The organism is Pseudodonghicola flavimaris (assembly GCF_030164425.1).
GTDB lineage: Bacteria > Pseudomonadota > Alphaproteobacteria > Rhodobacterales > Rhodobacteraceae > Pseudodonghicola > Pseudodonghicola flavimaris.
Map to the genome: position 1 here is coordinate 83,031 of NZ_JASNJD010000008.1, position 21,838 is coordinate 104,868.

General features: G+C 65.3%; 20 protein-coding genes and 1 other RNA gene. 14 read left to right on the forward strand and 7 right to left on the reverse strand.

Annotation, left to right across the window (positions count from 1 at the left end; genetic code table 11):
- Positions 1–65: 65 nt before the first annotated feature.
- From purS to QO033_RS12570, 5 genes are all read left to right on the forward strand, one after another.
- A complete protein-coding gene (purS, locus tag QO033_RS12550; RefSeq protein ID WP_284481325.1) occupies positions 66–299 on the forward strand; it encodes a phosphoribosylformylglycinamidine synthase subunit PurS in 234 nt (77 codons plus the stop codon).
- On the forward strand, positions 296–964 hold the full coding sequence (gene purQ / locus QO033_RS12555; RefSeq protein ID WP_284481326.1) for a phosphoribosylformylglycinamidine synthase subunit PurQ: 669 nt from the start codon (positions 296–298) through the stop codon (positions 962–964). Before purS ends, purQ begins: the two co-directional genes overlap by 4 nt.
- Before the next feature lie 37 nt (positions 965–1,001).
- Positions 1,002–2,765, forward strand: coding sequence for a sensor histidine kinase (locus QO033_RS12560; protein WP_284481327.1), 1,764 nt, complete (start codon positions 1,002–1,004; stop codon positions 2,763–2,765).
- 19 nt (positions 2,766–2,784) lie between these two features.
- Positions 2,785–4,119: a sigma-54-dependent transcriptional regulator gene (locus QO033_RS12565; RefSeq protein ID WP_284481328.1), complete on the forward strand. Its 1,335-nt coding sequence runs from the start codon at positions 2,785–2,787 to the stop codon at positions 4,117–4,119.
- 538 nt (positions 4,120–4,657) lie between these two features.
- Complete coding sequence (locus QO033_RS12570; RefSeq protein WP_284481329.1) at positions 4,658–7,693, forward strand: Rne/Rng family ribonuclease; 3,036 nt, start codon at positions 4,658–4,660, stop codon at positions 7,691–7,693.
- Positions 7,694–7,936: 243 nt separating this feature from the next.
- Here QO033_RS12570 and QO033_RS12575 read toward each other — a convergent pair whose 3' ends face one another.
- Entirely contained in the window at positions 7,937–8,179 is a 243-nt protein-coding gene (locus QO033_RS12575; RefSeq protein WP_284481330.1) for a sulfurtransferase TusA family protein, read from the reverse strand.
- 116 nt (positions 8,180–8,295) lie between these two features.
- On the opposite strand from QO033_RS12575, the gene QO033_RS12580 reads away from it, so the two are divergent.
- The 3 genes from QO033_RS12580 (at position 8,296) to QO033_RS12590 (ending at position 11,761) form a co-directional block, all read left to right on the forward strand.
- The gene (locus QO033_RS12580) at positions 8,296–9,048 is read left to right on the forward strand and encodes a cytochrome c biogenesis CcdA family protein (protein WP_284481331.1); all 753 of its coding nucleotides are present in this window, start codon (positions 8,296–8,298) and stop codon (positions 9,046–9,048) included.
- Positions 9,049–9,110: 62 nt separating this feature from the next.
- Positions 9,111–10,385 carry a hypothetical protein gene (locus QO033_RS12585; protein WP_284481332.1) on the forward strand — a complete coding sequence of 425 codons (1,275 nt, stop codon included), beginning with the start codon at positions 9,111–9,113 and terminating at the stop codon, positions 10,383–10,385.
- Positions 10,382–11,761 carry a cytochrome P450 gene (locus QO033_RS12590; RefSeq protein ID WP_284481333.1) on the forward strand — a complete coding sequence of 460 codons (1,380 nt, stop codon included), beginning with the start codon at positions 10,382–10,384 and terminating at the stop codon, positions 11,759–11,761. Before QO033_RS12585 ends, QO033_RS12590 begins: the two co-directional genes overlap by 4 nt.
- Before the next feature lie 303 nt (positions 11,762–12,064).
- On the opposite strand, the gene QO033_RS12595 is transcribed toward QO033_RS12590, so the two are convergent.
- Genes QO033_RS12595 through fumC form a run of 3 tightly spaced genes read right to left on the reverse strand, consistent with a single transcriptional unit; the run spans position 12,065 to position 13,850 of the window.
- On the reverse strand, positions 12,065–12,280 hold the full coding sequence (locus QO033_RS12595; RefSeq protein WP_284481334.1) for a ribbon-helix-helix domain-containing protein: 216 nt from the start codon (positions 12,278–12,280) through the stop codon (positions 12,065–12,067).
- The gene (locus QO033_RS12600; protein WP_284481335.1) at positions 12,277–12,456 is read right to left on the reverse strand and encodes a DUF4169 family protein; all 180 of its coding nucleotides are present in this window, start codon (positions 12,454–12,456) and stop codon (positions 12,277–12,279) included. Before QO033_RS12600 ends, QO033_RS12595 begins: the two co-directional genes overlap by 4 nt.
- Positions 12,456–13,850 carry a class II fumarate hydratase gene (gene fumC / locus QO033_RS12605; protein ID WP_284481336.1) on the reverse strand — a complete coding sequence of 465 codons (1,395 nt, stop codon included), beginning with the start codon at positions 13,848–13,850 and terminating at the stop codon, positions 12,456–12,458. Before fumC ends, QO033_RS12600 begins: the two co-directional genes overlap by 1 nt.
- Before the next feature lie 267 nt (positions 13,851–14,117).
- On the opposite strand from fumC, the gene QO033_RS12610 reads away from it, so the two are divergent.
- Positions 14,118–14,684, forward strand: a complete 567-nt coding sequence (locus tag QO033_RS12610; RefSeq protein WP_284481337.1) for a hypothetical protein — start codon at positions 14,118–14,120, stop codon at positions 14,682–14,684.
- 113 nt (positions 14,685–14,797) lie between these two features.
- On the opposite strand, the gene QO033_RS12615 is transcribed toward QO033_RS12610, so the two are convergent.
- From QO033_RS12615 to ssrA, 3 genes are all read right to left on the reverse strand, one after another.
- On the reverse strand, positions 14,798–15,265 hold the full coding sequence (locus QO033_RS12615; protein ID WP_284481338.1) for an SspB family protein: 468 nt from the start codon (positions 15,263–15,265) through the stop codon (positions 14,798–14,800).
- Positions 15,266–15,517: 252 nt separating this feature from the next.
- Complete coding sequence (locus QO033_RS12620; RefSeq protein ID WP_284481339.1) at positions 15,518–15,949, reverse strand: ester cyclase; 432 nt, start codon at positions 15,947–15,949, stop codon at positions 15,518–15,520.
- A 133-nt stretch (positions 15,950–16,082) separates the two neighbouring features.
- Positions 16,083–16,434: a transfer-messenger RNA gene (gene ssrA / locus QO033_RS12625) on the reverse strand.
- A 152-nt stretch (positions 16,435–16,586) separates the two neighbouring features.
- Here ssrA and QO033_RS12630 point away from each other — a divergent pair.
- The 5 genes from QO033_RS12630 (at position 16,587) to QO033_RS12650 (ending at position 21,797) form a co-directional block, all read left to right on the forward strand.
- Positions 16,587–17,090, forward strand: coding sequence for a DinB family protein (locus QO033_RS12630; protein ID WP_284481340.1), 504 nt, complete (start codon positions 16,587–16,589; stop codon positions 17,088–17,090).
- Positions 17,091–17,172: 82 nt separating this feature from the next.
- Positions 17,173–18,171: an acryloyl-CoA reductase gene (gene acuI / locus QO033_RS12635; RefSeq protein ID WP_284481341.1), complete on the forward strand. Its 999-nt coding sequence runs from the start codon at positions 17,173–17,175 to the stop codon at positions 18,169–18,171.
- A 204-nt stretch (positions 18,172–18,375) separates the two neighbouring features.
- Positions 18,376–18,792, forward strand: coding sequence for a universal stress protein (locus tag QO033_RS12640; RefSeq protein ID WP_284481342.1), 417 nt, complete (start codon positions 18,376–18,378; stop codon positions 18,790–18,792).
- Between the two features lie 37 nt (positions 18,793–18,829).
- On the forward strand, positions 18,830–20,473 hold the full coding sequence (locus tag QO033_RS12645) for a BCCT family transporter (RefSeq protein WP_284481343.1): 1,644 nt from the start codon (positions 18,830–18,832) through the stop codon (positions 20,471–20,473).
- A 100-nt stretch (positions 20,474–20,573) separates the two neighbouring features.
- The gene (locus QO033_RS12650) at positions 20,574–21,797 is read left to right on the forward strand and encodes an aminotransferase class V-fold PLP-dependent enzyme (protein ID WP_284481344.1); all 1,224 of its coding nucleotides are present in this window, start codon (positions 20,574–20,576) and stop codon (positions 21,795–21,797) included.
- The last annotated feature ends 41 nt before the right edge of the window (positions 21,798–21,838 follow it).

Here is a 21,838-nt window from a genome sequence, read left to right on the forward strand (position 1 = left end):
AAATTTGAGTATTTAGGCAGAGAAGAAGCGGCAACGGCGCTCTCTGCAACGACCGGGGTGCAGGAATGAAAGCACGGGTGCATGTGATGCTGAAGAACGGGGTTCTCGATCCGCAGGGCGAGGCCGTGCGCCACGCGCTGGGGGCGATGGGCTTCGACGGGGTCGAGGGCGTGCGTCAGGGCAAGGTGATCGACCTGGAGCTGGCCGAGGGCACCACCGAGGCGCAGGTCGCCGAGATGTGCGAAAAGCTGCTCGCCAACACGGTGATCGAATCCTACAAGATCGAGATGGGCGCATGAAGGCCGCCGTCGTCACCTTTCCCGGCTCGAACGCGGACCGGGATCTGGCCGTGTCGTTCCGGGACGCGGGTTTCGACGTCACCATGGTCTGGCACAAGGACGCCGCGCTGCCCGAGGGGGTCGATATCGTCGGCATTCCCGGCGGCTTCTCCTTCGGGGACTATCTGCGCTGCGGCGCCATCGCGGCGCAATCGCCGATCACCCGCGCGGTGAAGGAGCATGCCGACCGCGGCGGCTATGTGTTGGGGGTCTGCAACGGCTTTCAGGTGCTGACCGAGACCGGCCTGCTGCCGGGAGCGCTGCTGCGCAACTCCGGGCTGAAGTTCATCTGCCGCACCGTCGGGTTGAAGGTCGAAACCTCGGCCAGTGTCTTCACCGAAGGCTATAACGCCGGTGACGTCATCGATATCCCGATCGCGCATCACGACGGCAACTACTTCGCCGATGCAGAGACGCTGGAGCAGCTGAAGGCCGAGGACCGCATCGCCTTCACCTATACCGACAACCCCAATGGCTCTCTGGGCGATATCGCCGGCATCCTGTCGGCCAACCGCCGGGTGCTGGGGATGATGCCGCACCCCGAACGCGCGGCCGATACCGGCCATGGCGGCACCGACGGGGCGGCGCTCTTCCGCGCATTGGCAGGGGGTCTGACCCTGGCGTGACTTGAGCCTTGGCCGCGGGCCAAGTAGCTTTAAGGCCATGACAGTGCCGAACAAACTGCCTCTGCTCTGGCCGCGCGGATCCACCATCAGCTGGCGGGTCCGCCTGGCTTTGGTCGCGCTGCTGATGGCGGCGGTGGCGACCATCTGGGTCACCAACCGGTTCCTGTCGGACCGGTTTACCGAAAGCACCCGCTACCGCGCCGAGCTGCGCCTGGCGCTCTACAGCGGCAACCTGCTGAGCGAGCTGCGCCGCAATGCCATCGTGCCGCAGCTGCTGGCGCGCGATCCGACGCTGATCGCGGCGCTGCAGTCCAAGGATTACTCGCTGTCCACCCAGCGGCTGATCTCCTTCGTCGAGGAGATCGGCGCCGCCTCGCTGCTGCTGCTGGATCAGGACGGTCGGGTGGTGGCGGCGACCGATCGCAACCGGCTGGGCCAGCAACGCCGGCAGGAGGCCTATTTCGTCGAATCGATCCGGGCGAATTCCACTGTGTTTTCAGTGATTCCCAGGGAATCGGGCGGCTATGCCTTCACCTATTCCCGCCGCATGAGCGACAGCGCCGGCATCCTCGGGGTGATCGTGGTCGAGGTCGATCTGCAGAAGTTCGAACGCGCCTGGGCCGGGATTTCCGACGCTGTGCTGGTCACCGACAGCACCGGCACCATCGTTCTGGCCACCGAGCCACGCTGGCGCGGGCTGAGCGAGGACGAGGCGCTGCAGCGCCAGACGCCGCAGGGGGCGATCCAGCGCGCCATCCGGCTGACCGCCGACTGGACCGCGCTGCCAGCGGATGCCTATCTGCAGGGCGAGGCGGTGATGCGGATGGAAACCCGCATCCCGTTCCGCGGCTGGCGCATGGCGTCCTTCACCACCTATGCCTCGATCCGCGAGAAGGTGAATGCGGTGCTGGCGCTGGAGATCATGGGCTTCGCGATTCTGCTGGCGCTGGCCTTCTATTTCCTCAGCCGCAAGACGGCGCTGCGGATGGCGCTGTTCCAGCGGGAGTCAGCGGAACTGCGCGAGCTGAACAGCCGGCTTCAGCGGGAAATCGCCGAACGCGAGAGGGTGCAGGAAAACCTGGCCGTGGCGGAACAGACCCTGGCGCAGAGCTCCAAGCTCGCCGCTCTGGGCGAAATGTCGGCCGCCGTCAGCCATGAGCTGAACCAACCGCTGGCGGCGATGAAGACCTATCTGGCCGGTGCCCGACTTCTGCTGCGCCGCAACCGGCCGGAGGAGGCGCTGGCCAGCTTCGGGCGCATCGACGACCTGCTGGAACGGATGGGGGCGATCACCCGGCAGTTGAAATCCTATGCCCGCAAGGGCGGCGACACGCTGTTGCCGGTCAACCTGGCGGATGCGCTGATCTCGTCGCTGTCGATGATGGAGCCGCAGCTGCGCCAGCGGCAGGTTCGGATCACCAAGATCCTGCCCGACCAGCCGGTGCTGGTGATGGGCGACCGGATGCGGATCGAACAGGTGATGATCAACCTCTTGCGCAACGCGCTCGACGCCACCAAGTCGGTCAGCGATCCGGAGGTGGAGATCATCCTGGCCGCCGGAGAGACCGCAACGCTGACCGTGCGCGACAACGGCTCGGGGATCGAGGATTTCGATGCGCTGTTCGAACCGTTCTATACCACCAAGCAACCCGGGGACGGGGTGGGGCTGGGCCTTGCCATCTCTTCCGGGATCGTAAGCGATCTGGGCGGCCGTCTCACCGCCCGCAACGGCCAGAAGGGGGGCGCGGTCTTCGAGATGCAGCTGCCCATTCTGGACGAAGGCATCGAGGCCGCAGAATAACAACGAAAGGAATTGGCTTATGGCACAGGCGATGAAGATTGCCATCGTGGACGATGAACAGGACATGCGTCAGTCGATCAGCCAGTGGCTGGCCCTGTCGGGCTATGACACGGAAACCTTCGCGCGGGCGGAAGATGCGCTCAAGGTGCTGGGGCCGGATTACCCGGGCATCGTGATCTCAGACATCAAGATGCCCGGCATGGACGGCATGCAGTTCCTGAAGAAGCTGATGGGCAGCGACAGCGCGCTGCCGGTGATCATGATCACCGGCCATGGCGACGTGCCGATGGCGGTGGAGGCGATGCGCGTCGGCGCCTTCGACTTCCTGGAAAAGCCGTTCAATCCGGACCGGATGTCCGATCTGGCGAAACGCGCCGCCAATGCCCGCCGGCTGACGCTGGACAACCGCGCGCTCAGGAAGGAGCTGAGCGACGGCACCCAGCTGATGAAGAAGCTGATCGGCTCCTCGCCGGTCATGGAGCGGTTGAAGGAGGATATCCTCGATCTTTCCCAGGCCGACGGCCATGTGCTGATCGAGGGCGAGACCGGCACCGGCAAGACGTTGGTTGCCCATGCGCTGCATGCCGCCGGCAGCCGCGCCGGCAAGAAATTCGTGCTGATCTCCTGCGCCGCGCTGGAAGAGGACGCGTTGTCCAAGCGGCTGTTCGGGCCGATGATGCCGGAGGACTCGCAGCTGCCCGCCATAGAGGAGGCCCGTGGCGGTACCCTGGTGCTGGAGGATATCGAGGCGTTGAGCGATGCGCTGCAGGCCCGGTTGCTGAGCGCGATCAACGAACAGGGGATGCCGGCGGAAACCCGTATCATCGCCATTTCCAACCTGCAGGAGGCCGGCAAAACCTGCGAGGACGTGCTGCGCCCCGATCTGTTCTATCGTCTGGCCGCGCTCAGGGTGATGGTGCCGCCGTTGCGCCAGCGCGGCGAGGATATCCTGACGCTCTTCACCCGCCTGACCGAGCAGTTTTCCGAGGAATACGGCTGCGAGGCACCGAAGGTCAGCGCCCAGGAGGCGGCCCAGCTGTTGCAGGCGCCCTGGCCGGGCAACGTGCGCCAGCTGATCAACGTCGCCGAACGCGCGGTGCTGCAATCGCGGCGTGGCTCCGGCACCATCGCGTCGCTGCTGATGTCGGATCACGAGGAAATGCAGCCGGTGATGACCACCGAAGGCAAGCCGCTGAAGGAATATGTCGAGGCTTTCGAGCGCATGCTGATCGACAACACCATGCGTCGTCACAAGGGCTCGATCGCCAGCGTGATGGAGGAACTCTGCCTGCCGCGTCGCACCCTGAACGAGAAGATGGCGAAATACGGGCTGCAGCGCTCGGATTACCTTTGATCGCTAAACTCTGTCTCCGGTTCGGTTTTCGGGCCGGAGCCACTTGCGCCGGGCGGACGGTGGCCGGTCGCCTGCAGCAAGAATGCCGCCTTTCTCAACCACACGCAGAAATCCGTGGCGGCGCTGCAACAAGCCCATTGTATTTTCCCACAAGCACCCCTTATGCTGTGGAGACGGGTCGCGCGAATTGACGCGCCGTACCCGAGGAGAGATTCGCTGTTACAGCCTGGTACGGACAGAGCTTTCGGGGCGACCCGAGGCTCTCGCTCCGAAAGACTGGACAGACCGATAGCGCCCCATGTGGGTAAATTTTCGCCCGGACCGGACTGCGGACGGGCATCATAACGGGCAGGCAACGGCAACAGCCGACCTGTCGGAGAAGAACCGCGATGACGCGCGCGCGAGCATGCACCAGACAGGTCAGAGGTCCGCAGGACGGACCTTGCCGCGCGCCGTCAGACATCGCCCTGACAAGACACCATCCCAAACGGGCGCGGCCTCCTGGTCGGGCCCCGTCGGCTGCGTGCAACAAGGACATATGGCAAAGAAAATGCTCATCGACGCCACCCACGCGGAAGAAACCCGCGTCGTGGTGGTGGACGGCAACAAGGTCGAGGAATTCGACTTTGAATCCGAAAACAAGCGGCAACTCGCAGGCAACATCTATCTGGCAAAAGTAACGCGGGTCGAACCCTCGCTGCAGGCGGCCTTTGTCGATTACGGCGGCAACCGTCACGGATTCCTTGCGTTTTCCGAGATTCATCCGGATTACTACCAGATCCCGGTCGCCGACCGCGAAGCGCTCATGGCCGAGGAACAGGCCTATGCGGACGCCATGCGCGCCCGTGACGAGGACGAGGAAAAAGGCTCCGGCCGCAGCAAGTCGCGGTCCAAGTCGAAGTCGAAAAGCAAGACCAAGGCGGAAGAGCTGAAAACCACTGACGCGGTCGAGACCAAAGAGGTCGAGACCGAGATCAGCGGTATGGAAACCATCGATTTCTCCGACCCCGACGAGGGCGAGGACGTGTTCCCCGCCGTCGAGGAGGGCAGCTCGCCGATGGAACGGGTCGAAGAGACCCCGGTCGAGGAACCTGCCGACGAGGGAACCGCGGTGGAGGCGGAGGAGATCGCCGACAGCGATCAGGCCGAAGCCGCAGAGCCCGCGGCGGAAACCGAGGCCGGGACCGAAGCGGAGGCAGCCGCTGACGCCGAGGACGAGGACGACGAAGAGGCCGAGGACAGCGACGACGAGGGCGAGGCCCGCAACGACGCCGCTGCCAAGGACGACAGCATCGAATCCGTCGCCGATGACGACGATCACGAAGATATCCGGCCGCCGCGCAAGCCGCGCCCGCGCCGCTACAAGATCCAGGAAGTCATCAAGGTCCGTCAGATCCTGCTGGTGCAGGTCGTCAAGGAAGAACGCGGCAACAAGGGGGCGGCGCTCACCACCTATCTGTCGCTGGCCGGCCGCTATTGCGTGCTGATGCCCAACACCGCCCGTGGCGGCGGCATCAGCCGCAAGATCACCAATGCCACCGACCGCAAGAAACTGAAGGAAATCGCCGCCGAGATCGACGTACCGAAGGGCGCCGGTCTGATCATCCGCACCGCCGGCGCCAAGCGCACCAAGGCGGAGATCAAGCGCGACTACGAGTACCTGCAGCGGCTGTGGGAACAGATCCGCGAACTGACGCTGAAATCCATCGCGCCGGTCAAGATCTATGAAGAGGGCGACCTGATCAAACGGTCGATCCGCGATCTCTACAACCGCGAGATCGACGAGGTTCTGGTGGAAGGCGAGGGCGGCTACCGCATCGCCAAGGACTTCATGAAGATGATCATGCCGTCCCACGCCAAGAACGTGAAACACTACCTCGATGCGATGCCGCTCTTCGCGCGCTATCAGGTGGAGAGCTATCTCAGCTCGATGTTCAACCCGGTGGTGCAGCTGAAATCCGGCGGCTATATCGTGATCGGCGTGACCGAGGCGCTGGTGGCGATCGACGTCAACTCCGGCCGTGCCACCAAGGAAGGCTCGATCGAGGAGACCGCGCTCAAGACCAACCTCGAGGCCGCCGATGAGGTCGCCCGCCAGCTGCGCCTGCGCGACCTGGCCGGTCTGATCGTGATCGACTTCATCGATATGGACGAGCGGAAGAACAACACCGCCGTCGAGAAACGCCTGAAGGACAAGCTCAAGACCGACCGGGCCCGCATCCAGGTGGGTCGGATCTCGGGCTTCGGCCTGCTGGAAATGTCGCGTCAGCGGCTGCGTCCCGGCATGATCGAGGCGACCACCCAGGCCTGCCCGCATTGCCACGGCACCGGGCTGATCCGCTCGGACGACAACCTGGCTCTGAACATCCTGCGTCAGATCGAGGAAGAAGGCGTGCGCCGCCGCTCGCGCGAAGTGCTGCTGAAATGCCCGGTGGGCATCGCCAACTACCTGATGAACCAGAAGCGCGATCATGTCGCCCAGATCGAGAGCCGCTACGGGTTGTCGGTGCGGATCGAGGCCGACCCGCATCTGATCAGCCCGGATTTCTCGATCGAGAAGTTCAAGACCGCGTCGCGCGTGGTGCCGGAAGCCACCGCGCCGGTGGTCTCGGTCGACACCTCGCTGATGGATCAGATCGACAGCACCGCCGAGGTGGAGGAAGAGGAGCCCGAAGAGGTTCAGACCACGTCCGCCGCCGGGGCCGAGGACGAGACCGGCAAGCCCAAGCGCAAGCGTCGGCGTCGGCGTCGGCGGTCGTCCTCGAAGTCCGAGAATGGCCAGTACGGTGAGGGCTCGGAAAACGGCGAGGCCGATGGCGAGGACAGCATCTTGCCCGAGACCGTCATGGCGGAGACCGTCGAGGCGGAGACCGGTGGCGAGAGCGCAGCAGAGAGCGTGGCGGCCGAGCCCGAGACGGTGACCGAACCCGCCACCGAGGCGACCGAAGAGGGGACGGAGAAACCGAAGTCCTCGCGCAGCCGCTCGCGTTCCTCGCGCTCGCGCAAGAGCAAGTCCACCAAGACCGAGGAGGGGGCCGAAGTCGCTGCCGCCGAGGCGGCGGAGACGCCTGTCGATGCCGAGGCTCCGGCGCTGGTTGAGGTCGCCGCCGCTGAAGCCGGGACCGCTGCCGCTGTCGTGGCGGAGGTGGAAGCCGACGTCGAGGCGATAGCCCCGACGGCCGAGCCGGGCGCTGCGGAGACGGAAACGCCGGTAGAAGAGCCGGTCGTGGCCGAGGCCGATGCGGAGCCCGAGGCTGACGCGGAGCCCGAGGCTGACGCGGCCCCGGCCCCCGAGGCCGAGCTTGCTGCGGCGGAGGCGCCCGCGATGGAGGAGCCCGTGGTGGCAGAGGTCGAAGCAGAGGCCGAACCGGTCGCCGAAGAAACCGACACGAACGCCGAGGCGGAAGCCGTCGACACCGCAGAGCCCGAGGCTCCGGTCGAGGACACCCCCGAGGAAGCGGCAGTGCCCGAGGCGGAACCGGTGCTGGAGACCACAGAGGCCTCCGACGCGGCCGAGGACGAGGACGACGACAAGCCGAAACGGCGCGGCTGGTGGTCGCTTGGCGGTCGTTGAGCCCCGATAGCCAAACACGGCGGACAGTCTCAAGGCCCCGGACATGTTCCGGGGCCTTTTGCGTTCCCACCTTCGACCTGGAGACAAATATCCCGGGGGACTCGCCGCAGGCGAGGGGGGCAGCGCCCCCTCCACCCTCGACCTTCGCGGCGCGGTTCAACGGCTGTCTGAACCGGACCGCCTGCGACAGCCTGCCAGACCGGGTGCATTGCGAAGGCGTGGCGGACCGCTCCGGCGCGCCGCTCAGCCCCCCTTGCGGATCAGATAGATCTGGTGATCGCCGCAGGCCTCGCTCCCGAGGAAACCATGGCCGGCCTCGTGACAGAAATGAGGCACGTCGATCACCGCGGCGGGATCGCTGGCCAGCAGCCGCAGCAGGGTGCCGGGCGCCAGTGCCTGCAGGCGTTTGCGGGCGCGCAGCACCGGCAGCGGGCAGAGCAGCCCGATCGCATCCACCGTCACCGCGCTGTCGTCGATCTTGTCCATGCGCCCGGCATAGGATGCTCTTGGCGCGCTGTCCATCCGCGGCGGACATCTGACATTTTCGCGATATGTCCGCCGGTCGGCGTGACCGCCGCGCCGTGATGGCCTATGTCGGGACCATGTTGGGAATCGATATCATCGACGCAGGGCTGATCCCTGCCATGGTCGTGGCGCTGGCCGCCGGCATCGTCAGCTTTCTGTCGCCCTGCGTGCTGCCGATCGTGCCGCCCTATCTGGCCTATATGAGCGGGGTGTCGGTCACCGATCTCAGCTCCGGCCAGGCGGCGCGCAACAAGGCGCTGCTGCCGGCGCTGTTCTTCGTCCTCGGCCTCTCGACGGTATTCCTGTTTCTGGGCTTCACCGCCTCGGCGATCGGCACGTTGTTTCTGCAATATCAATCGGTCTTCAACACTGTCGCCGGTGTCCTGGTGATGATCTTCGGGGCGCATTTCGTCGGCGTCTACCGGATCGGCTTTCTCGACCGCGAGGCGCGGATCGACGTCGGCGACCGAGGCGGCAGCGCGCTCGGTGCCTATGTTCTGGGGCTCGCCTTCGCCTTTGGCTGGACCCCCTGCATCGGCCCGCAGCTGGGCGCGATCCTGTCGCTGGCCGCTTCCGAGGCCTCGGTGGCGCGTGGCACGTTGCTGCTGGCGATCTATGCGCTGGGGCTCGGCATTCCCTTCCTGCTGGTGGCCGCCTTCCTGCCGCGGCTGACCGGGCTGATGGGCTGGATGAAGCGGCATATGGAGCGGATCGAGCGGATCATGGGCCTGCTGCTGTGGACCATCGGCCTGCTGATGCTGACCGGCGGTTTTTCCTCTTTCTCCTACTGGCTTCTGGAAACCTTCCCCGGGCTGGCGCTGCTGGGCTGAGCCCGGCGCCTTACTCTCGCCGCAAAACGGGGTTAACGTCGCCCGCAAAGCAAGAGGGCACGATGGGCAGCGATCAGCCGGATCAGAGAGAGGAGACCGCCGGGCGGGTGCGCCGGCGGTTGGTGTTCTACATTCCCGGCTACGATCCGATCCACCCCCGCCGCTACCGAGAGCTCTACCGCAAGGAAGGCGCGGCGCAGGCGGCGATCTCCGGCTATGACATCGCGCTGCGTCCGAAACCGGCCGGGCAGGGTGGCCCCTATGGCTGGCAGGTCGAGGCCGGGATCGAAGGGGCGACGACAAGGGCCGAGATCGAGGTTCTGGTCTGGTCCGATATCGTTCGCGACAGCATGTCGAATTCGATCCCGGCAACCTATTTGCAACTGGCGCAGACCGCCTGGGCTTATATCGCCAGCGGTGCGCTGGGGCGGCTGATGCGGCTGCGCAAGGGGCCGGTGATCGCCGCGCTCTATCCGGTGGCGATGTTGCTGGGGCAGTTGCTGCTGGCGCTGGCACTGGCCTGGGGGATCGCCGCCGTCACCCGCTGGGGGGCGAGCGCCGGGGGTGGGGCTCCGCTGGAGCTGCCGGCCGCGATCCTCGGCTGGGGGCTGGGGGCGGTGGCCGCCGTTGCGCTGCTGCGCTGGTTCAAGGGGAAGGATGGTAAATTCTTTGCCTACTACCTGATGCATGACTATGCTTATTCCGCCCGTCATCGCGGTGCCAACCCGCCTGAGCTGGAGGCCCGGATGGCGGAATTTGCCGCCCGCGTCGCCGAGGCGCTGCAAAGCGATGTCGATGAGGTTCTGGTGGTCGGCCATTCCTCGGGCGCGCATCTCGGCGTCTCGATCCTGGCCGATCTGATCCGACAGGGGCGGGTGCCAGCCGATGGCCCGGCGCTGGGATTCCTCAGCCTGGGGCAGGTGGTGCCGATGGTGTCCTTCCTGCCGGATGCCTGGCGGCTGCGCGCCGATCTGGCCTATCTCTCCACCCGAGAGGAGCTGAGCTGGATCGACGTCACTGCCCCGGGGGATGGCTGTGCCTTCGCGCTCTGCGATCCGGTGGCGGTGAGCGGCGTCGCCCCCGCGGACAAGCGCTGGCCGCTGGTGATCTCCGCCGCCTTCACCCAGACACTGAGCCCGGCCCGATGGGCAGAGCTGCGCTGGCGGTTCTTCCGGCTGCATTTCCAGTATCTCTGCGCCTTCGACCGGCCGGGGGATTACGATTACTTCCGTGTCACCGCCGGGCCGATGACGCTGGCGGCGCGCTATCGCGGCCGGGTGCCGTCGAAATCGCGGATCGAACGGGCGGTCTCGAAATTCACCAGTGTCGCCGCATGACCGGCTCCGATCCGACGCTGCCGCCGAAACCGCCGGCCCGACCCGACCGTGTCTCGCTCTGGCGCTATGTGCGGCTCTTCAAGGCCGATATCCTCTCGGCCCAGCCAGCGCGGCTCTATCGTGCCTGGATGGCGGAGTTTCGCACGCCCTTCTTCCGCTCCTTCCTGATGAACCAGCCCGATCTGGTGAAGACCGTGCTGAAGGAGCGGCCCGACGATTTCCCCAAATCCGATCGCATCGGCGAGGGGCTGAAACCGCTTCTGGGCCAGTCGGTCTTCCTGACCAACGGCGCGCAGTGGAAACGCCAACGCCGGATCATCGACCCGGCCTTCGAGGGGGGGCGGCTGAAGGATACCTTTCCGGCGATGTGGGCGGCGGGAGAGGCTGCCCTGGCACGGCTGGAGCGGCAGGTGGCGCGGGCAGAGGGCCGGGCCATCGAGGTGGAAGAGGTGACCAGCCACGCCGCCGCCGATGTGATTTTCCGCACGCTGTTCTCCATCCCCATCGAACATGAGGTTGCGGCCGAGGTCTTTTCCCGCTTCCGCGCCTATCAGCGGGCGCAGCCGATCCTGAACCTCGCCGCTTTCGTGCCGCTGCCGCGCTGGGTGCCGCGGTTCTACCCCCGGGGTACCCGCGCCAACGCCCGGATCATCCGCGACCTGATCCGCCGGCTGACGGCGGAACGGATGACGGCGATTGAGGCCGGCACGGCGCCCGACGATCTGGCGACCAAGATCATGACCACCCGCGACCCGGTGACCGGCGAAGGCTTCGGCACCGAGGAGATGGTCGATCAGGTGGCGATCTTCTTTCTGGCCGGGCATGAGACCAGCGCCTCGGCGTTGGCCTGGACGCTTTATCTGATGGCGCTCTATCCGGAGTGGCAAGAGCGGCTGGCGGAGGAGGCGCAGGCGATGGTGCCGGAATTCTCCGGCATGTCGCGGTTGCGGCTCAGCCGCGATGTATTCCGCGAGGCGCTGCGGCTTTATCCGCCGGTGCCGATGATGGTGCGCGAGGCGGCCTGTCCGGAGCGGTTCCGCGACCGTTCCGTGCCGAAGGGCTCGCAACTGGTGCTGAGCCCCTGGCATCTGCACCGGCATGAGCGGCTGTGGGACAATCCCGACGGCTTCGACCCGACCCGCTGGCAGACCGAGAATGGGAAGCAGTGCCAGCGCGAGGCCTATATCCCGTTCTCCGCCGGCCCCCGGGTCTGCACCGGGGCGGGCTTTGCCATGGTCGAGGGACCGCTGCTCTTGTCGATGCTGCTGCGTCGGTTCCGAGTCGAGCGCGTCGCCGGGCGCGAACCGGTGCCGGTGGCGCATTTGACGGTGCGGGCGAAAGACGGCATCTGGTTGAAGATCAGCCGGCGGGACTGAGGCCGGGAAAATTCGAACGTTCGCGGCAAATTTCTTCGAAGGAATTCGGGGTCAGCGAATGATGCGGACCGGTTCCTGATTGCAGAAGATGACGATCTGGCCGGCAGTTCTCCACTGCACGGAGCCCACGCTGGGCCAGTTCGGCTTCGAACCGCGCCCGGACGACCAGGAGGTCGATATCCCGGCCTGATGTCGGATGACGCCACCCTCGCAGGCTGGCCGGAGCCGAACAGGTGGTAGAGTCATTTCTCGGGGCTGATGCCGGGGAAAGCCGGGTCATGCGCCCAGCATCGCCCGGTTTGTTTACCGCGCCCTCAACCGGCGCAGCACGAACAGCCGGATGGCCGAGGCCAGACCGGTGTCGATGCCCCGATCGGCATCGATTTCAGCGGCCAGATCGTTGATCGCGCGGTCCTCCGCCGCGGCGATCTCGCGGAAGGCCTGCCAGAATTCGTCTTCGAGCGACACGCTGGTGCGGTGACCGCGCAGGGTGAGGGAGTGCTTCTTCGGCCGGCTCATGCGTCGTCGGGCGCGTGGCCATCGAGATCGCGGGCAGCCTTTTCAGCGTGGGCGCGCTCCAGCTGCTTCTCGGCCTTGGTGCGGCCGAATTTCACGGCGTTCTGGTCAGCGCGGGCCTTTTGGTCGGCCCGCGCCCTGTCCTTGCGATACCGGTTCAGATTGACCGGCTTGCCCATCAGTCCTTGGGACCGATCATCTGTTCGGGCCGCACCACCGCGTCGAAGGTCGCCTCGTCGACGAAGCCGAGGGCGATCGCCTCTTCCTTCAACGTGGTCCCGTTCTTATGCGCGGTCTTGGCGACCTTGGTGGCATTGTCATAGCCGATGGTCGGCGCCAGCGCGGTGACCAGCATCAGGCTTTCGTTCATCAGCTTGTCGATGCGCGGTTCGTTGGCCTTGATGCCGTTCAGCATCCGCTCGGTGAAGCTGTCGGCCACATCGCCCAGCAGCTGGATCGACTGCAGCAGGTTGTAGGCCATCATCGGGTTGTAGACGTTCAGTTCGAAATGCCCCTGGGAACCGGCGAATTTCATCGCAGCATCGTTGCCCATGATATGCGCCGCGACCTGGGTCATCGCCTCTGCCTGGGTCGGGTTGACCTTGCCCGGCATGATCGACGAACCCGGTTCGTTCTCCGGCAGGATCAGTTCGCCCAGACCGGAGCGCGGGCCGGAGCCGAGGAAGCGGATGTCGTTGGCGATCTTGTAGCAGGAGCCGGCGACGGTGGCGACGGCTCCGGACATGAAGACCATGGCGTCATGGGCGGCCAGCGCCTCGAACTTGTTGGGGGCGGTGACGAAGGGCAGGCCGGTGATCTCGGCCATATTGGCGGCGACGGTTTCGCCCCAGCCCTTGCGGGTGTTCAGCCCGGTGCCGACGGCGGTGCCGCCCTGTGCCAGTTCGTAGATGCCGGGCAGGCAGGTCTTTACCCGGGCGATGCCCTGGCGGATCTGCTGGGCATAGCCGGAGAATTCCTGGCCCAGGGTCAGCGGCGTCGCGTCCTGGGTGTGGGTCCGGCCGATCTTGATGATGTCCTTGAACTCTTCCGACTTGGCCTCAAGCCCGGCCAGCAGTTTTTCCAGACCCGGCAGCAGCACGTCGCGTACCGACATGGCGGTGGCGATATGCATGGCGGTCGGGAAGGTGTCGTTCGACGACTGGCCCATGTTGCAGTGATCGTTCGGGTGCACCGGATCCTTGGACCCGATGACGCCGCCGAGGATTTCGATCGCGCGGTTGGCGATGACCTCGTTGGCGTTCATGTTCGATTGCGTGCCCGATCCGGTCTGCCAGACCACCAGCGGGAAGTTGTCGTCGAACTTGCCGGCGATCACCTCGCCCGCGGCTTCGATGATGGCATCGGCGATGCGGGCGTCCAGGCTGCCATTGGCCTTGTTGGCCATGGCGCAGGCTTTCTTGATGACACCCAGGCCGCGAACGATGGCCACGGGTTGTTTTTCCCACCCGATGGGGAAGTTCATCAGCGACCGCTGGGTCTGCGCGCCCCAGTATTTGTCGGAGGGAACTTCGAGCGGGCCGAAGCTGTCGGTTTCGGTACGGGTTTGGGACATCGGTAGACTCCGTCTCGTGGACTATCTTTGTATGCGGTTGCATGCCGTCTAGCCGGAGTGCCGTCGCGGCGCAATCGGCCAGTTGCGCGCAGCATAATTTCTTCCGCGGCCAGGGGCCAGCGCCGATCACGGCGGCAAAAAACTGCTGGGACGATCTGGACCATTGTTCAAAAAGGCCCAGATTGTAAAGTAGCGGGGCTCCGCCCGGCCGCTGGCTGCCGGAGCCCTATCGGCGATGTGCCGCAAGACACGAACACGGGGCTGGCTATGGTGATGACGATGCTGAAACGGCCGATGCGTCCAGGCGTTCTGGTGGCGACCCTGCTGCTGTGGATCGTCGCCCTGGGCGCCCGCGCGGGAGAGGTCAACCCGATCACCCCCTTCATCGGCGATTACACCGGCTCTGCCGAGGTGATCAGCGTCGACGGTGAGCGTATTCCCCGCGACATGAGCGTGAGTATCCGGGCCAACGACGACGGGTTCACCGTGCAATGGACTTCGATCACGCGAAAACCTGACGGGCGACTGAAGGAGAAATCCTATTCCATCGATTTCCTGCCCAGCGAGCGGGGCGGTATCTATTCGGCTGCGATGCGGCGCAATGTCTTCGGCCACGCGGTGCAGCTCGATCCGATGAAGGGGGAACCCTTCGTCTGGGGCCGGATCCACGAACAGACGCTGACGGTCTATTCGCTCTTCGTGGATGAGAATGGCGGCTACGAGCTGCAGCAATTCGACCGGACCCTAGCCGAAGGTGGCCTGATCCTGGAGTTCACCGATCTGCGCAACGGCGACAAGCAGCGGTCGGTCGAGACGTTCCTGACCAAACAATAGCGGCTGGTCTGCGCCGGGGCGGCGGATGTGCGCGGCGGGCGATGATGAGGGGCTGAGAGGTCGGGAAAAACGCGCAGGGACCGCGGGCGCGGGGGCGCCCGGCGGTGCTCAGGTCACTTGCGGAAACTGTCGAGGGAGACCACATCCGCGTCGGACCGCGGCGCCTCCGGATCCTCGGCCTCATCGGTCGGGATCTCGTCCTCTTCCTCGTCGTCCTCATCGACATCTTCGGCGGCTTCGAACCGCAGCCCGAATTCGACGGAGGGATCGACGAAGGTCTTGATCGCATCATAGGGAATGTAGATCGGTTCGGGAGAGTCGCCGAAGTTCAGCGTGACGGAGAACCCGTCTTCGCCGACCTCGAGATTCTCGTACCAATGCTGCATCACCACGGTCATCTCGTGCGGATACCGGTCGGCGAGCCAGTCGGCGATCTTCACCTCCGGATGCGTGGTGTCGAAGGTGATGAAGAAATGATGCGCCCCGGGGAGGCCATTGGTTTCCACGTCCTTCAGCACCGTCCGGATCAGGCCGCGCATCGCCTGATGCATCAGGTTTCCGTAATCAATATTGTGCGCCATCGCAGCACTCCAGCTTTGCTGTCGTCAGCATAGGGGATTCGGTGGGAAACGAAAGACCCGTCGCGGCCTGTCCCGGCGCCGGTTGGATGGAGCCGGAGGGCTGGGCCCGGAACCGGCAGCACTGCGGAATTCTGCAGCGCAGAGACGACGCCACCCGCTCTGTTCCGGTGTCCCGAACACGCGCGAAGGCCGGATGCGGAGAAGGCTCCGCCCGGCCGCCTGCGGGGTGTCCCGCCTTCGAAACGGTGCCGATCAGGCCCAGTCGAGCTTGTGCCCGGTCAGGAAGATCGTCAGCGAATCCGGCGGAACCAGACCCAGCTGTTCGAAGAAGGCCAGATAATCGAAGTGGTTATAGGCTTCGGCCATGCGGTCGCCGTTGAAGCGCAGCATGACCTGTCCGGCCACTTCGATCGGGGCGCCGTTATCGGCCCGGCTGGTGCGGAAGTTCATCATTGCCGCCAGCCAGTCGCCTTCCTCGACCGTTTTCAGGATTTCTGCTTCGATCGGACCGACATGGTGGCGCAGCACGCTCACCAACTCGCGAAAATCATCGGGGCCGATCTGCATTTGCGGCACAACGCCGCTCGTCACTGCGGAGGGATCGAACAACTCTCCGATCGCATCCAGGTTACCATCACGCCAAACTTCGTCACACCACCGTTGCAACACCTCAATCTTGGTCATTGGCGACTCCTAGCTCGTCCAAAGGGAGGATGGCCTCAATCTCTCAACAAAAACTGAATTATTTTCGGGAAATACAGAACAATCTGCAGGATTCGATAAGTTTTCCTGCGATCCGCCCCCGCAGCGGAAAGAAAGTGCAGGCTTCTGTTGCCAGGTGCCTGCGGACCCCGCCTTACGCTGCTAGGCGCAAGGACTTAGATTTCGATACCTCGAACTGCTTACGCAGCCAGAGCCATCGGAGCACGATTGTTGTTGGCAATTGTACTGTTCGGACCGGTAACGGTGGTACCTCACCGAGACAAAGCTAACCCCTTTAGACGTTCGTCGATCCTGTTTCGGCCCCATGACCCGCCAACAACGGGTGATTTGGTGGAGCCGCCGGGTACCGCCCCCGGGTCCGATCCGCTTATTACGAGCGCGTTTATGTCCATAGTCCCCGAGGGAACGCCGCGAATATAGGCACAGATATCGCCGAGGTGAAGGGGGAAGCTGCAGGAAAATCGAATCGTGCCGCTCCGGGCCCGGCGCCGGACATGACGGTACGGCGCGGGAAATTGGCGATTTCCTTTTCGGGCGGTTTGCGGAAACCTGTGGCCGGACCGATGCAGGACGACTCGCCCGGGGAGAGGCAGACGAGATGATCCAGCCCGCATATTGCCGTGCGATGGCACGTTATAACCGCTGGCAGAACGCCCAGCTTGAGGAGCTGTTGCAGCCGCTGCCGCAGGCGGAGCTGCGGCTGGACCGTGGCGCCTTCTTCGGATCGATCCTGGGCACGCTCAGTCACCTGGTCTGGGCCGACCAGATGTGGATGTCGCGCTTTGCCGACAGCCCGCGGCCGGCGGGCGGCATCGCCGACAGCCCGGAGGTCTGCGCCAGCTTCGGCGCCTGGAGCGCGGAGCGGTTCCGGGTCGACGGCCAGATCCTGACATGGGCGGAAGAGGTCGGCCACCTCGATCTGCTGGGGGAGCTCAGCTGGGCCTCCGGCTCCACGGGAGAGGTGATGAACCGGCCGATGGGGCTCTGCGTGGCGCATATGTTCAACCATCAGACCCACCATCGCGGTCAGATCCACGCGATGATGACCGCCGCCGGGCTGCGCGCGCCGGTCAGCGATCTGGCCTTCATGCCGGAGCCGTGAGGCGCGGCGGGCGGCGCCTTCGGCGAGAGTATTTGAGACAGAGAAGAACAGGGCATCGGCGCCCTGTCGGAGAGGAGAGGACATGACGTTCAACGCACTTGTGGTCGAGAAGGACGAGGACAGCGGCAAGACGGCCGCGGCCCTGCGTCAGCTTGAGCTGGGCGATCTGCCGGAGGCAGAGGTGCTGGTGGCGGTGGAGTATTCCACGGTCAATTACAAGGACGGGCTCTGCCTCGGGCCGGGCGGCGGGCTGGTGCGCAGGTATCCGCATGTTCCGGGCATCGACTTCGCCGGCACCGTCGAGGAGAGCGCCGATCCCCGCTACAAGCCCGGCGACAAGGTGGTTCTGACCGGCTGGCGTGTCGGCGAGGCGCATTGGGGTGGCTACGCCCAGAAGGCGCGGGTCAAGGCCGACTGGCTGGTGCCGCTGCCCGAGGGGCTGAGCACGCGCTCCGCCATGGCGGTGGGCACCGCCGGGTTTACCGCCATGCTGGCGGTGATGGCGCTGGAGGATCACGGGCTGAAACCCGGGCACGGGCCGGTTCTGGTGACCGGCGCGGCCGGCGGTGTCGGCTCGGTCGCGACCGCGATCCTGGCGCATCTGGGCCATGAGGTGGCCGCCGTCACCGGCCGGCCGGAACAGGCCGCGTATCTGCAGAGCCTTGGCGCCACCACCATCGTGCCGCGTGAGGAGTTGACCGAGGTGACCCGCAAGCCGCTGGAGAGCGAGCAATGGGCCGGTTGTATCGACGCGGTTGCGGGCGCCATGCTGGGTCGGGTACTGAAGCAGATGAAATACGGCACCTCGGTCGCCGCCATCGGGCTGGCCGGCGGGGCTGCCATCGAGGGGGCGCTGATCACGCCCTTCATCCTGCGCGGCGTCAACCTGCTGGGGATCGACAGCGTGATGCAGCCCTACGACAACCGGTTGCGGGCCTGGGGCCGGATCGCCCGCGATCTGCCGCTCGACCGGCTGGAGGAGATGGTGCAGCCCGCCACGCTGTCCGACCTGCCGGAACTGGGGGCGGCGATCCTCAAGGGGCAGGTCAAGGGCCGGGTCGTGGTCGATGTGAACGCCTGAACCAGGCCCCGAACCGACCGTCGGGAACCGTTGTCATGTCGTAAGCCGCGGCCAAAGGGTCGCGGCTTTTTTGCATTCCGGGCCTGGCTTCGTTACCCTTGGAGACGGAGGAGGCGGCCTTTCGGCGCCATGTCGGGGCGGATCGGCCAGAGATTTTCGGCGGCAGATCCGCCGGAACCAACATGCGAAGGAGGCGACAGACCCTTGTTTTCAAAAATCATGATCCCGGTCGATCTGGCCCATCTGCCCAGCCTGCGGCGGGCGCTCGACGTGGCCGCCGACCTGGCGGCCCATTACGGCGCGACGCTGATCTATGCGGCGGTGACCGCCGATACCCCCGGTGCGCTGGGGCACACCCCGGCGGAGTTCGCCAAGCGGCTGGAGAGCTTCGCCGCCAGCGAGGCCGACGCCCATGGCATCGCCACCGAGGCGCTGGCGCTGACCAGCAATGACCCCCGGATCGATCTCGACCGCACCCTGATCAGGGCGGCCGATGAGATTTCCGCCGATCTGGTGGTGATGGCCAGCCATATCCCCAATCTGACCGATTACATCTGGCCCTCGAACGGCGGCACCATTGCGGCGCACGCAAAGATTTCGGTCATGATCGTGCGCGGCTGAGCGGACGGAAATCCCAAGACAGATGAGGAGGTCAGACATGACCGACGAAAACTCCAACCAGGGCATTCCCCTGCCCGAAGGCGAGGCGCAGCTGATCGACACCGATTACGAGATCGGACAGGATAATATCGAAACCCAGATCGGTCCGTTCGGGATCGACATTCACAACCCCGTCTTTCTGATTTCGGGGCTCTGCATCGTCGCTTTCGTCTTCTACGCCCTGGCGCTGCCGGAGCAGGCGGGCGCGGCCTTCAGCTGGATGTTCGGCTTTGCCACCAAGACCTTTGACTGGTTCTTCCTGGGCGCGGCGAATGTCTTCGTGGTGTTCTGCCTGCTGCTGATCGTCACCCCGGTTGGGCGGGTGCGGCTGGGCGGCGCCGATGCGACCCCGGATTACGGCTATATCGGCTGGTTCGCCATGCTGTTCGCCGCCGGCATGGGCATCGGGCTGATGTTCTTCGGCGTGCTGGAACCGGTTTATCACATGGCGGTGTCGGAGCCGCTGGGGGTGCCGTCGCCCTTCGCGGCGGATGGCACGCTGATCCCGGAAAATGTCGCGGCGGCCAAGCAGATGGGGCTGGCGGCGACGATCTTTCACTGGGGGCTGCACCCCTGGGCGATCTATGCGGTGGTGGCGCTGGCGCTGGCGCTGTTCAGCTTCAACAAGGGGCTGCCGCTGACCATCCGCTCGGCCTTCTATCCTATCCTGGGGGAACGGGTCTGGGGCTGGTGGGGCCATATCATCGACGTTCTGGCTGTCTTCGCCACGCTGTTCGGTCTGGCGACCTCGCTGGGTTTCGGGGCGCAGCAGGCCAATGCCGGTCTGAACTATGTCTTCGGGGTGCCGGTGGGGCCGACCGCGCAGGTGTTGCTGATCACCGGGATCACCGCCATTGCGCTGGTCTCGGTGCTGCGCGGGCTCGACGGCGGGGTCAAGGTGCTGTCGGAGATCAACATGGGGATCGCGGCGCTGTTGCTGCTGTTCGTGCTCTTCGCCGGGCCGACGATGCTGATCCTGTCCGATTTCGGCGAGGGGCTGCTGGCCTATCTGAAGGACATCGTGCCGCTGTCCAATCCGATCGGGCGGGAGGATACCGGATTCGTCCAGGGCTGGACCTCGTTCTACTGGGCCTGGTGGATTTCCTGGTCGCCCTTCGTCGGCATGTTCATCGCCCGGGTCAGCCGCGGCCGCACCGTGCGCGAATTCGTCATCTGCGTTCTGATCATCCCGTCACTGGTCTGCGTGCTGTGGATGGCCGTCTTCGGTGGCGTGGCCATCGACCAGGTGCTGAGCGATCCGGCAACGTCGGCGGTCAAGGCCAATGTGATCGACAGCTACAACCCGCCGCTGTCGCTCTTCGCGATGCTCGAGGGGTTGCCGCTCTCCGGGATCACCTCGGTGATCGGGATCGTGCTGGTGATCGTCTTCTTCGTCACCTCGTCGGACTCCGGCTCGCTGGTGATCGACACCATCACCGCCGGCGGCAAGGTCGATGCGCCGGTGCCGCAGCGGGTGTTCTGGTGCGTCTTCGAGGGCGCGGTGGCCATCGTGTTGCTGCTGTCCTCGGGTGGGCTGTCGTCGCTGCAATCGATGGTGATCTCGACCGGGCTGCCGTTCACCCTGGTTCTGCTGCTGATGTGCTGGGCGATCTGGCGCGGTCTCAAGGCCGAACAGACCTGAGCCGGAAGCCCCTCGGCAAGTGACAAAAAATTGCTCCCGGGGTTCTTGCACCCCGGGAGCAATTGCATTTCATTGCCCCGAAACTTCTGGGGAAATTGGGATGGCTCTGGATATCGATTTCGTGCGGGCGCAGTTTCCCGCCTTTTCCGAACCCGGTCTGCAGGGGCAGGCCTTCTTCGAAAACGCCGGCGGCTCCTATACCTGCAAACCGGTGATCGACCGGCTGACGCGCTTCTACACCCAGCGCAAGGTGCAGCCCTATTCGCCCTATGAGGCCAGCCGCTTGGGCGGTGAGGAGATGGACGAGGCGCGCGCGCGCATGGCTTCGATCCTCGGGGTGGAAACGGACGAGCTGTCTTTCGGCCCCTCGACCACGGCGAATACCTATGTGCTGGCTCAGGCCTTCCGGCAGTGGCTGAAGCCGGGCGAGGCGATCGTCGTCACCAATCAGGATCACGAGGCGAATTCGGGTCCCTGGCGGCGGCTGGCGGACGAGGGCATCGAGGTGCGTGAATGGCGGATCGATCCGATCACCGGCCATCTCGACCCCCAGGCGCTGGCGGCGCTGCTGGATGAAAATGTCCGGCTGGTTTGCTTTCCGCATTGCTCCAACGTGGTGGGAGAGGTGAACCCGGTGGTGGAGATCACCGCCATGGCCCATGCCGCCGGGGCCTTCGTCTGTGTCGACGGCGTGTCCTATGCGCCGCACGGTTTTCCCGATGTCGGCAATCTGGGGCCGGATATCTATCTGTTCTCTGCCTATAAGACCTATGGCCCGCATCAGGGGCTGATGGTGATCCGCCGCAATCTGGGCGAGCTGCTGCCGAACCAGGGGCATTATTTCAACGGTGGCACGCTCTACAAACGTTTCACCCCGGCAGGGCCGGATCATGCCCAGGTGGCGGCCTGCGCCGGCATGGCGGATTACGTCGATCTGCTCTGCGATCACCACGGTGGCCCGGCCGAGGGCGCCACGGCGCGGGCGGGCTTCGTCAACGATCTGTTCCACGTCCATGAAACCGCGCTGCTGCAACCGTTGCTGGACGCGGTGAAGGAGCGCAACGCCGTGCGCCTGCTGGGGCCGTCGCGGGCGGAGGGGCGGGCGCCGACGGTGGCGCTGGCGCTGACCCGTCCGGCCACCGCGATCGCCGCCGATTTGGCGGCCGAGGGGATCATGGCCGGCGGCAGCGATTTCTACGCCGTCCGCGCGCTGGAGGCGATGGGGCTGGATCCGGCGCGCGGCGTGTTGCGGCTGAGCTTCACCCATTACACCACCGCCGAGGAGGTCGACCAGCTGATCGCGGCGCTGGACAGGCATCTGTGATCTTGCGGCTCCTTTGCCTATAGTTCTGCGCAAAGCGGAAC